This window comes from Chryseobacterium tructae (genome assembly GCF_030409875.1).
Lineage (GTDB): Bacteria > Bacteroidota > Bacteroidia > Flavobacteriales > Weeksellaceae > Chryseobacterium > Chryseobacterium tructae.
Window position 1 is genome coordinate 905230 of the sequence record NZ_JAUFQR010000001.1, and the last position, 12311, is coordinate 917540.

At 34.4% G+C, this 12311-nt stretch carries 14 protein-coding genes; 12 read left to right on the forward strand and 2 right to left on the reverse strand.

From position 1 onward, the window contains the following. Positions 1 to 27 precede the first annotated feature (27 nt). The 5 genes from QWZ06_RS04320 (at position 28) to QWZ06_RS04340 (ending at position 4671) form a co-directional block, all read left to right on the forward strand. Positions 28 to 1470, forward strand: a complete 1443-nt coding sequence (locus QWZ06_RS04320; protein WP_290295929.1) for a serine hydrolase — start codon at positions 28 to 30, stop codon at positions 1468 to 1470. A gap of 72 nt (positions 1471 to 1542) precedes the next feature. Continuing rightward, entirely contained in the window at positions 1543 to 1989 is a 447-nt protein-coding gene (locus QWZ06_RS04325) for a 6-pyruvoyl trahydropterin synthase family protein (protein ID WP_290295930.1), read from the forward strand. A 24-nt stretch (positions 1990 to 2013) separates the two neighbouring features. Then, a complete protein-coding gene (locus tag QWZ06_RS04330; RefSeq protein ID WP_290295932.1) occupies positions 2014 to 2784 on the forward strand; it encodes a UDP-2,3-diacylglucosamine diphosphatase in 771 nt (256 codons plus the stop codon). A 193-nt stretch (positions 2785 to 2977) separates the two neighbouring features. Next, the gene (locus QWZ06_RS04335; RefSeq protein WP_290295933.1) at positions 2978 to 3970 is read left to right on the forward strand and encodes a long-chain-fatty-acid--protein ligase; all 993 of its coding nucleotides are present in this window, start codon (positions 2978 to 2980) and stop codon (positions 3968 to 3970) included. Between the two features lie 155 nt (positions 3971 to 4125). Next, the gene (locus QWZ06_RS04340) at positions 4126 to 4671 is read left to right on the forward strand and encodes a hypothetical protein (RefSeq protein ID WP_290295934.1); all 546 of its coding nucleotides are present in this window, start codon (positions 4126 to 4128) and stop codon (positions 4669 to 4671) included. Positions 4672 to 4937: 266 nt separating this feature from the next. On the opposite strand, the gene aqpZ is transcribed toward QWZ06_RS04340, so the two are convergent. Next, on the reverse strand, positions 4938 to 5654 hold the full coding sequence (gene aqpZ / locus QWZ06_RS04345; RefSeq protein ID WP_290301295.1) for an aquaporin Z: 717 nt from the start codon (positions 5652 to 5654) through the stop codon (positions 4938 to 4940). Positions 5655 to 5873: 219 nt separating this feature from the next. Here aqpZ and QWZ06_RS04350 point away from each other — a divergent pair, with 219 nt between their 5' ends. The 7 genes from QWZ06_RS04350 to QWZ06_RS04380 all read left to right on the forward strand — a co-directional run bounded on the left by QWZ06_RS04350 (position 5874) and on the right by QWZ06_RS04380 (position 10884). Then, positions 5874 to 6410, forward strand: coding sequence for a DUF5715 family protein (locus QWZ06_RS04350; protein ID WP_290295936.1), 537 nt, complete (start codon positions 5874 to 5876; stop codon positions 6408 to 6410). Positions 6411 to 6433: 23 nt separating this feature from the next. Further along, entirely contained in the window at positions 6434 to 6493 is a 60-nt protein-coding gene (locus QWZ06_RS04355) for a hypothetical protein (RefSeq protein WP_290301296.1), read from the forward strand. Between the two features lie 65 nt (positions 6494 to 6558). Then, complete coding sequence (locus tag QWZ06_RS04360) at positions 6559 to 7329, forward strand: hypothetical protein (RefSeq protein ID WP_290295938.1); 771 nt, start codon at positions 6559 to 6561, stop codon at positions 7327 to 7329. 16 nt (positions 7330 to 7345) lie between these two features. Beyond that, positions 7346 to 7969 carry a hypothetical protein gene (locus tag QWZ06_RS04365; RefSeq protein ID WP_290295940.1) on the forward strand — a complete coding sequence of 208 codons (624 nt, stop codon included), beginning with the start codon at positions 7346 to 7348 and terminating at the stop codon, positions 7967 to 7969. A gap of 62 nt (positions 7970 to 8031) precedes the next feature. Continuing rightward, a complete protein-coding gene (locus tag QWZ06_RS04370) occupies positions 8032 to 8751 on the forward strand; it encodes a sensor histidine kinase (protein WP_290295941.1) in 720 nt (239 codons plus the stop codon). Next, positions 8720 to 9397: a response regulator transcription factor gene (locus QWZ06_RS04375; RefSeq protein ID WP_290295942.1), complete on the forward strand. Its 678-nt coding sequence runs from the start codon at positions 8720 to 8722 to the stop codon at positions 9395 to 9397. Before QWZ06_RS04370 ends, QWZ06_RS04375 begins: the two co-directional genes overlap by 32 nt. Before the next feature lie 152 nt (positions 9398 to 9549). After that, a complete protein-coding gene (locus tag QWZ06_RS04380; RefSeq protein ID WP_290295943.1) occupies positions 9550 to 10884 on the forward strand; it encodes a T6SS phospholipase effector Tle1-like catalytic domain-containing protein in 1335 nt (444 codons plus the stop codon). A gap of 87 nt (positions 10885 to 10971) precedes the next feature. On the opposite strand, the gene QWZ06_RS04385 is transcribed toward QWZ06_RS04380, so the two are convergent. Next, positions 10972 to 12120 (reverse strand): histidine decarboxylase, encoded by a 1149-nt coding sequence (locus QWZ06_RS04385; protein ID WP_290295944.1) that lies wholly within the window; start codon positions 12118 to 12120, stop codon positions 10972 to 10974. Positions 12121 to 12311: the final 191 nt, after the last annotated feature.

The window sequence follows — 12311 nt, forward strand, 5'->3', positions numbered from 1 at the left end:
GTCTTATCAACAAAAGACCAACAGACAATGACGAAATCCGTTTTAGCAGCTATTTTTTTTAATGTATCCATATTAGGATTCAGCCAGACAGCAGAACAATCCAAAGCAATTGACAGCTATATAAAAAATGTTATTCAAATCAATGAAATTCCCGGAATAGCCGTAGGAATTGTAAAAGATGATAAAGTAACATTTCAGCAATATTATGGAAAAGAAAATCTTGAAAGTGATAAAAAAGTAGACTCTAAGTCCATGTTTAGGGTATATTCTACGACAAAGCTAATTGCGAATGTTGCCCTTTTTAAACTCATTGAGGAAGGAAAGGTATCGCTGGACGATAAGATTTCAAAATATGTAGACAACCTACCTAAAGATTGGCAAAACATACAGGTAAAAAATCTTCTTTCTCATTCTTCGGGACTTCCGGATATGGCTGATGTTAAAGATTTTCCAGAGAAAGCTACCCATAAGGAAGTCATTACTCGTTTGTCTAATGAAAAAATCGAATTTGAAGCGGGAGATCATTACCGGTATAATCAGACCAATTATCTGTTGATTGCGATGATTATCGAGAAAATGACAGGGAAAACTTTTGAAGAATATACCTTGGAAAATCAATTTCCGGATTCTAGGAATCAGGTGGTCTTTTCTTCCAACTCTGCTGAAAAAATTCCTAATAGAGTAGGGAAGTATAATTATAACCCCGAAAAGAAACAGTATGAAAAATTAATGACTATTGATGGAGTGAGAGCTCATGCTGCCAACGGCCTTGCGGTTACACTTCCTGCGTTTCTGGAATGGAGTATTCATTTCAGCAAAAATGATTTTCTGAAACCGGAAACAAAAAAGATGATGTGGAAACCGTTTGATTATAAAAATAACGGGTGGGATTTCGGACATGGCTGGGAGATTACAGACAATAATAATATAAAATCATACGGCTTCTCGGGAGGAAATGTAAGTGCCTATAGCATTTTTCCGGATAAGAATATGTCAATTATTGTCATATATAATGCTAATAAGGGATTTCCGGTGATGTATCAAATGGTGAATCATATTGCAGGAATTGTAGATAAAAACCTGATGAATCCTTATATGTTGGCTGAAGAAATAACGATTGCAGAACCCTTTGTTCATCCCAATCTGAAGAAGGAGATATACGGATACAGAATAGAAAAAGACAAGGTTGTTTTTTCCTATCAGTATCCTAAAAACTCGAGTACAGAATTCATTAAGAGCATTTCTGTGGCAGGTGCATTTAATAATTGGAATATGAATGATCCAGCCTACCAGATGATTCTTAAAAAGAACAATGTCTTTGAGGTTGCAGTACCTAAATCTCAATTTGAAAAAGGAAAGACCTATGGCTTTAAGTTTGTGATGAACAAAAGTGGTTGGTTAACTATTCCTTATAATACGGCCAACACAGACGGAACGCAGGATAACAATCTCGCGCTGAAAATGGATTAGAATTTTATTTGAAAATCATTGTAATAGAGATAGACTTTTCTTTGTTAAGCGGTTTTGTCATATCTTTGCAATATGATACGTATTACAAAAATTTTTACATTCGAAACAGCCCACGTACTGTACAACTACGACGGGAAATGTAAAAATATGCATGGACATTCCTATAAACTGTTCGTGACAGTGAAAGGAAAACCGATTAATGATATTGATAACCCTAAAAATGGGATGGTAGTTGATTTCGGAGATATCAAAAGTATCGTAAAATCTGAGATCGTAGACGTTTGGGATCATGCAGTACTTCTGAATGCACTGACTCCTCATAAAGAATTGGGGGATGATCTTGAACAGAGAGGCCATAAAGTAATCTATTGCAGCTTTCAGCCAACCTGTGAAAATATGCTGTATGCTATTGCTGCCAAAATAAAATCAAGACTTCCGGAAGGAATTTCTCTGGCTTATCTTAAACTTCATGAGACAGAAAACTCTTATGGAGAATGGTTTGCAGAAGACAATCAATAATTATTATCTCATAAAGCTCAGACGGTGTTAAAAACAACAATTAATTTAGAACCTGGAAAAAAAGTATACTTTGCTTCAGATCAGCATTTCGGTGCGCCTACTCCTAAAGAAAGTAAGGTACGTGAAGAAAAATTTATACGTTGGATGGATCAGATCAAGGAAGATGCCCAGGTTTTATTTTTAATGGGTGATCTTTTTGACTTCTGGCATGAATGGAAACATGTTGTACCCAAAGGATATATACGTGTTTTGGGGAAAATCGCTGAACTGAAAGACCGAGGAATCCAAATTTATTTTTTTGTGGGAAATCATGATCTGTGGATGAAAGATTATCTTGAAGAAGAGATCGGATGTACCGTTTTTTACCAGAAACAATATTTTGAAATGGGTGGAAAGCAGTTTCTATTGGCTCATGGAGATGGTTTGGGGCCTGGTGATAAAGGGTATAAAAGAATGAAAAAAGTCTTTACCAATCCGATAGCACAATGGTTTTTCAAATGGCTTCACCCTGATATTGCCATGAAAGTAGCTTTGTATATGTCCCAGAAAAATAAAATGATCTCCGGAGAAGAAGACAAAGAATTCTTAGGAGAAGACAAGGAGTTTCTGATCATTTATTCCAAAGAGAAGCTGAAGACTGAAAAGATTGATTATTTCGTATATGGACATCGCCATCTTCCGATGGTGTTAGAATTAGAACACCATTCAAAATACATCAACCTTGGTGATTGGATTTCTTACTTTACCTATGGCGTTTTTGAAAAGGACTTTGAATTAAAGACATTCGAAAAATAAAACAAAAAAAATTACCCCTAAAAGAGGTAATTTGAGAATGAGTGGGGGACTCATTCTGTTTTTAATCCATATTCCGATTAGGTACTTGCAAGAAGTTTACCAAACTCATATTCAGATATTAAAAAAAAGTTAAATAAAAATATTTTATCCAGATAATTACTTTCTACAGAAGTAATAGAAGATTGAAAAAATTATGGAGCCGAAAGATATATTCAACATACAAACCGAACAGGATTTCCTGAATGCATCATTGAAGACATTTCGTTATCAGTATGAAAACGTTGAGATATATAGAAAGTTTGTAGATTATCTAAACATCAATCCTGATGAGATCGACGACTTGTCAAAAATACCGTTCCTGCCGATTGAAATGTTTAAAAACCATCAGATTCTGGATAAAAATGTGAAGACGGATCTTTATTTTCAAAGTTCCGGAACCACACAGATGAATCTTTCCAAACACTTTATTGCTGATACGGATTTGTATGAAGAAAGTATTTATAAAAGCTTTGAACAATTTATTGGGAAACCTGAAGATTTTATTTTCCTTGGTTTGCTTCCAAGTTATCTGGAAAGACAAAATTCATCCCTGATCTACATGGTGGATTATCTGATGAAAAAATCCAACAAACCGGAAAACGGATATTTCCTTTACAATCATGCTGATCTTTTTGATCTTTTAAGCCAGTTGCAGAATAAAAAAGTAATCCTTTTCGGAGTTTCTTTTGCGCTGTTAGACTTTTTAGACTATTGTCATTCCGAGCGTAGCGAGGAAACTTTAAGTATTCTTGAGAACCTAGTTGTTATCGAAACCGGAGGAATGAAGGGAAGGAAAGAAGAAATGACTAAAGATGAGCTTCTGAAAATTTTACAGGATGGTTTTAAGACTGATAAGATCTACTCAGAATACTCAATGACAGAATTGTTATCCCAGGCGTATTCCCTTGGTAATAACGAATATCAATGCCCCAACTGGATGCGGATCAAGATCAGAAATGCAGAAGACCCTTTCTCTTATGAAAAAGAAGGCAGAACCGGGGCTATTAATATCATCGATTTAGCCAATATCCATTCTTGTTCTTTCATTGCAACTCAGGATTTGGGTAAAATAGTTGGTAATAAATTTCAGGTACTGGGAAGAATAGATCATTCTGATATCAGAGGATGTAGCTTGCTGGTGAGTTAAATAAATGTGTTTCGGGATTCGTGGTGTGGAATACAAGATGTGAGACTTTTCGTTTGTAATAGATTTTTGACAGTGCAAACTTCTTTGATCATTTAAACCCGATGTCTCTTATCTCATATCTCTTGTCTAAATGTCTCTTATCTAAAATCTAAACTATGCTCAAAATAGAAGAACTTGTTCACGCATATATTCATACCCATTGCGACTTTGAAAAAGAACTCGTTCTGACGAATTATTTTCAGGCAGATTGGGAAGCCGATATTCTTATTGTTGATGGAGAAGGAGTAAGTCATGAGATTGAAATCAAGCTTTCAAAAAGTGATTTTAAAAACGATTTCAAAAAATCATATATTCATAAAGATACCGGAGAAAAGTTTCTGAAACACGATAAGATTTCCTGTGGAGACTATGTTTGTAATGCATTCAGTTTCTTATTACCGATGGGTATGGTAGACGCAAGTCTCATTCCTGAACATTGTGGGATTATAGAATTTTATCATAACGCAGATACCTGGGAAACGGAATTCTATCTTATTCGTCCTCCAAAAAGGCTTCACGAAGATTCTTACTGGAACCTGAATGATAAAGATCTTTTTATCAGAAAGATGGCTCTCAATTTATTACAACGGAAAATGGAAATCAAAGGAAAACATGAAGAACTGATTTTTAAAAATCCTTTTGATCTTAAAAACAAAAAGTAATACCAGATTACTTGTAACAAGAGTAGATGAAATTATTTTTGTTACTTACATTTCATTTTAACAAGTTAATACTACTTACTTTGTTTTTTATCACCACATAGTCAAATAGATATCATCCTTCATCAGCGACGAAGTCGCCTTCTTTGCGTCCTAAAAATAAAGCATTTTCACCATAAATTTTGCGTTTAATAATAAGAATAAGCTTCTACATAAAAAAATCCTGTCTGATGACAGGATTTTATAGTAATTTGTAATTCTAAAATTAATTAATCCGCTATTTCCTCAGAATCTCTCTGAAGTAAGAATTTGTAGATTAATCCACCTACAATTCCACCAAGAATAGGAGCTACCCAGAACAACCAAAGTTGTGACATAGCCAGTCCACCTGTGAAAACTGCCTGCGAAAGGGATCTTGCAGGGTTTACAGAAGTATTGGTAATGGGGATAGAAATCAAGTGAATCAAAGTAAGCGCAAGACCAATAGCGATCCCTGCAAACTTACCATTAGCCCATTTATCCGTAGCACCCATAATTACGATAAGGAAGAACGCTGTTAGTAAAAACTCTGCCAGGAATGCTGCGCCCATGCTGAATGCTTTTCCATTGTAGACGGCTTCTCCATAGAAATTGGTCGCAAATGCTCCCGGTTGTGAGAAATCTACAACTCCGGCTCCATTAAGGATCGTGTATAAACATCCTGCAGCCACAATAGCACCCAGACATTGTGCTACAATATAAGGAACAAGGTCTTTTGCAGAAAATCTTCCTCCTGCTAAAAGTCCGAAAGAAACTGCCGGATTGAAGTGACCACCGGAAATATGGCCTACCGCATAAGCCATTGTAAGAACAGTAAGACCGAAAGCTAAAGCAACTCCTAAAAGTCCGATACCGATGTCAGCAACACCTGCTGCAAAAACAGCGCTCCCACAACCTCCGAAAACAAGCCAAAATGTGCCGAAAAATTCAGCAAAAAGTTTTTTTATCATATTGTTTATTTTTAAATGTAACTCAAATGTAAAATTTATATCTTAAAGTAAAAAGTTAAAACTGAAAAAATATTTCAAAATTGAGGCAACAAAAATTATAAATTCAGCAAATTGGTTTAATGTTTGTTTGGGATTTATTGGGATACTATTATGGATAGATTTGAATGAGATAACATAATTGTTTTATCCTTCGTAAGTAATTTAAAGAGGTGGTTAATGAGAAAGTTTCTTTGTGTGGTCTTTGTACCTTTTATGTATAGTTTACATTATTCGCAGGCAGCAAAAAAAGTGCTTCCCTGCTATGATCTTACAACTGTTTTAAAGGTAGAGCCTACTGCACTTTATAAACCTCATTTGGACGCTTCAAAAAGTTTTGGAATCCATTTACTAAAAGATTCTAAAACGGTACAGAAATATATCAGTAATGGGAAGTTTCATAAAATAAAGAAATCAGGGAAAGGATATCAGGTACAGAAACTTGATTACAGCAGAGCCTATATGGTTTCCAAAGGAAAAACAACTCTGGAGAACATGGGCTCCAAATTTAGCAAAACAACAAAAGGGGGTACATTCACAGTTTCATCCATTACCAGAACCCTGGAAGATCAATGCAGATTAAGAAGGGTGAACTCCAATGCTTCCCTAGGAATAAGTTCACACAACTATGGCAATTCCTTTGATATTTCTTATGTAAGATTCAATAATGTTCTCAAATATAACCCGAAAATGGAAGTGGCTTTAGAGAAAGTTTAAAGCATTATGCAGATGCTGGAAGAATTTATTACATAAAGGAAAGACAACAGAGTTGTTATCATATTACAGTGCGGAATTATTAATTAAATTCCTACTTGCACAGCATGTTTAGTTTATATAATTTTATACAACTAAAAAAACCATGCTTATGACAACATTAAACATCGTAGAATATCTGCTCTCTGTGGAAGAGTGTAAAGCTGCTGCAAATAGTTGGGATTCTTGCCGTTCTGATTTTTCTAAAATGAAAGATTTGATCCCTACTAATTATGTATTTAATATTTCCGATGGGCCACTCGATTGGATGAGAAGTTACAGAGATTATCCTGAGTTTTGTGCAGCAATGGGGATATGGAATGATCAGCTGATTCTGATCTTTTATCCTTTAAATGAAAAAGGTGATCGAATAGATCAAAAGGAATATCCTTTTAGTTATCTTACAGAACTTGAAAATGATCTGCAACTTCAGGAAGTTCAGGAATACACAATTGTTAAGAATGCAATTCTTTCTAAGAACCTTGAAAAAGTAGAGCAAACCTCAGACATGGCTTACCCTATTTCTAATAAACCTATTTTGGATCAGGATGTGGCGATAGAAGCTATTGAAACATGGAGAGAATCAGGAATGGATTGGTTTTATAAAGAGTATCAGGAGTCTAAAGGAATGGGAATCTTTAAAAGATTCTATGTGCCTACAGCAGATTTATGCCTTGGAAATGAAGGTTTAAGAGAAATCAAATGTTCTTTTGGACTTAAATATAATAAAGTGTATGGAAGAATGCTGGTAACTCTTATTTTTATTTCATTCCACGAAAATCTTCAAAACTCCCCTCGTGCGCAGATGATTTCCAATATGTATGATTGGGCAAAACCATGTCCTCCTATTTGCCGTATACCGGAAATGGAAAATGGATTTTAAAATAATAAATTAAGGAATGGCAGATCTTTATAAGACGATTTTATTCCTAAACTACGGATTGCTTCTTACTGTTATAGTGTTGGGAGCTATCAAATACCGGATATTAAACCCTAAAGAAAAGCAATATTATTATTGTATTGCTTTTCTATTTTTTATTGAACTGCTGAATCTTGTTCTGCCTTATATTTTAAGACTTAATGATACTTCATTTCTTTACCCGTTTTACATTGCTGGAGAATTTTTTCTCCTGACGGGGTTATTTATTAGAAAGCTAGGTTTTCCAAAATATTTTTTGAAATTGGGCGCTGTACTTGCCGTTGGTTTTATGATTTTGAAATATGGTTTTAATTATCCTGCCAATAGTGATATTGCTAAAGTCGTTTCCAATATTATGATCATCTGCCTTTCGGGATTTACTCTGATTAATGAAATTAAAAAGACTTCAACTCAGAATCGCTTCCTTTGGGTAGATACCAGTATTTTTTTCTATTATTCTGTTTCTGTATTTATTTTTATTATTCAGCATCAGATCGTCAATCTTTCAGAGAACAGTTATTATATTCTCTTCAGTGTTAATAATATTCTTTCCAGTATTTTATACTGCTCACTTATATATACATTCATCCGATTAAAGAAGTAACCTTAAATATCAATCTTTTAATCCTTATAATTGTTACCATAGCAGTTATCGTATCTTTTATTTTGCTGGCTTACAGAGCTTTTATCAGCAGAATTATTAAGGAGAAAAATGCCCAGCATGAAGTAGAAGTTCTTCATCAGAAAAAATTGATATTGGAAAACATTAAAGCTCAGGAAGAAGAACGGAAAAGAATGGCCGTTATGATTCATGATGATATCGGAAATAGACTTAATATCCTTTCCTTATGGCTTAATAATCTCGATACTCAGGGTGATGAACTTATTAAAAAAAATATTTATAACCAGATGTCCTCACTGATTGATGCATCCAGAAGTATTGCTCACTCACTGTATCCGGTTAATCTCGAATCGGTGGGGTTGGTTTTATATGTAGAAGAGCTCATAGCCAACCTTTCTCATAAAATTAATATATCTCTGCAAGTAATGCCTGGATATGAAAAGAAGGATCTTTTTGTAGAAGTACAGTTGTACCGAATTATTCAGGAATTTACGACCAATGTCATCAAGCATTCAACAGCGACAGATCTTTGGATTTATATTAAAGATTATCCGCAAAATATGGTTGTCATTATTTCGGATAACGGACAGGGATTTGAATATGAAAAAGTGAAGAAAGGCATGGGAATCAAAAATATTGAATCCAGAATCAAATCGATGAATGCTACCCATAAATGGAAAAAATCTTTTTTAAATAAAGGAAGTCGTTTAATCATTAAAATTCCAAAACATCATGAGTTCCCAAATCAAAATAGCACTGATTGATGATGAGCAGCTGATCCTTGAAGGAGTAAAAATGCTGTTGTCCAATGAAAAAAATATATCCGTATGTCTTACTGCCGATAACGGACCAGACTTTATAGAATATCTGGAAAAGCTTTCAGAAAAAGAATTTCCAGATATTGCACTGGTAGACGTTCAGATGAAACCTATGAATGGATTTGAGCTGGTGGAAATTCTTAAAGAAAAACATCCGGATCTTAAAATCATTATCCTCTCCTCCCATTATAAGACTTCTATTCTTGGTTATATGGTCAAATTGGGGGTATCTGCTTTCCTGCCGAAAAATTCAGATAAGAAAACATTTATTGATGCCATTACCATGGTAGATAAAAATGGTGTTTTCTTTACTGCTGAAGATCATCAGATGTTGTTTACTTATATGAACAGCTCTGCCAAGAAAAACTCACTTTTTGAAACCGAAGATGAGTTGTCTGAAAGAGAAAAAGACGTTGTGAAGCTGATCTGTCAGGAGTTTACAAACAATGAAATAGGAGAAAAACTTTTCATTAGTCCCCGAACAGTTGAAAGTCACAGGCAGCGTATTCTTGAAAAGATAGGTGCTAAAAATACGGTGGGAATAGTGATTTATGCCATTGTCAATAATATTTACACTCTTGAAAAAATATAATAAGATTCCGTAGAAATACGGAATTTTTTATTTGGTACTTTTCACTCTAGCCAGACTGCTCTTTCTTCCGTTATTTTGGAATGTCTCTTTTAGGGATTTTCAATAAAAACATAAATGTACAGAGATGATCTGTAATAAAAATTAACAAGAGAATGAATGGCAGTAGAGTGATTTCCGTTGGGATTTTTTTTGACGGTACGGGAAATAATGGAGTAAATGCACTTTCATCAGATAAACCACTGAATAATAATGAAAGCTATCATGGTGCATTCACCAATATCTATAAACTATACAAATTATTTATCGGTAACGAAAAAATATACATTGAAGGAATAGGAACAGTAACAGGAGGTGAAGACAATAATTTTGCTATCGCAACATGTGCTAATCCACCTTATGGAAAAGGGTATTCATCAGATGATAAGCTTCAGAAAGCAGAAGATTTCGTACAGAAAATTATTCATGACCAAGAGGGTGAATATCATTTTTATCTATACGGATTCGGAAGAGGAGGTATGTTGGCAAGAGCCTTTAGTCATTGGCTGTTTTCAAATTACTCTTTTGCCAATATCAAAGTAAAGTTTTTGGGAGCTTTTGATACTGTAGAGTCAAAACCTTTTAATACATATAATCTGAGTGTATCCCATCGTATAGAAAAGGCATTGCATATTTGTGCAGTTAATGAATGCAGATTCTTTTTTCCACTAACTGGTTTTTTTGAAAACTCAAGCATAATGCAGGATTATCAGCTTCGTGATAACACCTCTGTTTTCAAAGAAATTTTTGTGCCGGGAGTACATGCAGACATCGGCGGTGGATATTTGGAAGGGCCACAGTCCGTTTATATTTCTACAGATTTTGCCACTGCGGATGATCTGAAAAATTATATTCAAAATATAAGAAATAGAAAAAGGGATATTGAAGGAAATCAAGTTTGGGATATCTTACTTTCGGGATTTGGGATGGAAAGGAAAGATGCTTTTTCAAAAGCTTATATCTCCAGAGATAAAGTATATAGTGAGCTTTCGAAAGTATATGGAAGACTGATGTTGGAAGAGACCAATGCGATATCACAAGTATTTAAATCAGGAAATGATCTTGAGATAGATTATAACAGGCATGCTGTGTTACAAGGATTGTATGAAGAATTGCGGGACTATGTAGAGCAGTTTTCCATGGCTAAAAAACCATCATATAATTACAATAAACTGGCTGATTATATCCATATTGCTGCGAATTTTGGTCTTTATAATGACCATTTAAAGAATAGATCTGAGTATGAAATGAATGTCGAGCTGCTTAATAATGGATTGAATGTTTCAAGCAATACTACGGTAGATCAGACAAACAATGTAAGACTTTCTGTGGAGCTTCATCTTCCTGAAGACAGTTTTGTGAGTGATTTTCTATATGGAACCAACGTTCCTAATAATGATATTTGGACTCGATCAATTATAAAAACTCCAGTAACAAGGCTGGTGAAATAAATAATTAGTGTTAGTCCTTTAGTTTTAAATTTAGGTTGTAAGGGCATCATATCGGATGCCCTTTATTTTTTATTTTGGAAAGAAACTTTATTTCATTTCTTTTGGATCATTAGAATAAGCACCTTCTTTAAGATCCAGTATCAAAAGATCTATCATCTTTTTTGTAATCCCGGGTCTAATGATAATATGACTGAATTCACCATGAGTAGCCAGTTGCCATTTATATTGTAATTCTTTATGGACACGAGGAATAAGAATGGTCAGACTATTCGGATTTTGCCAGGCATTAATGCCGATACCTGTCATTTTTTTCAAAGTATAAGCTGTGAGAATAAGGCATTCTTCTAGGCGGTGGCGCAGGCCTTCTGCCCCGAGACATTTGATGCTGTACCAAAGAAGGAGGGGAGTAATAGCATTTCGTGAGCCTGTAATTGTATCATCAAGGCTGTCCAGAACATCTACATAGCTTGAAACCTTTTCTTTATTATGTTTTAAAACAATAATGACTCCACAAGGAATAGGGGATCCTATGAATTTGTGCCCACTTACAATGATAGAATCAGCTCCTTCACTAAAATCAAAATAAGGTTTAGGAGATAAAAACTGGGCATAGGCTCCACAGAAGGCAGCGTCACAATGGATATAGCGCTTTTTGATGTTAAATTTGTCTAAAATTTGTTGAATTTTCCGGATGTCATCCCTTGCTTCTTTGAGTGTCGTTCCAATATTAGCAACAATAATAACAGGGTGTTCAGTATTGATAAGAATCTTTTTTTTAAGGTCGTTATAGTCTATTTCACCGTTGATTTGAGTCTTAATTTTCTGATGTTGTAATCCTAAAATATCAATATTCTTTTCAACACTGTAATGGGCTTCTTCCGAAAAATAAACAATACCTTCGGGATGCAATCGCTTGGCAAGATAAAGGGCATACAGGTTGCCTTCTGAGCTTCCATTGGTAACATATCCCCAATAATTGTTTTCCGGAGCTTTAAATAAATCAGCAAAAAAACCTATAACCTCTCTTTCGAAAGAATGAGTATTCATGTGATGAGAGCCTCCTGAGTAGAATGAGTCTCCAGCATTGTTGACTGGAAATTTCAGAAACTTGTAAAGAAGACTGTAGTCAAAATCGATCGTGGAGGGATATCCAAGCAAATAATTATTTCTTTCTTCTAAATGCTTTTCCAGTTGATCAATTTTAATTTGGTCTCCTGGTAATAAACTTTTATTCATTGTATTAATAGATTTGTGTCTTATAAAGATAAAAAAGATATCAGCTTATTTTCACGTTAATGAGAATAAAATTTTATTAATATTGAAAATATAAAAACAAGGTTTCATCGGTGTGTTTGTTCAAGATTCTGCTATTCATTTCTTTTTCCGTACTTTTGCCCCCGAAAATTCAATTATTCATTACTAATTAT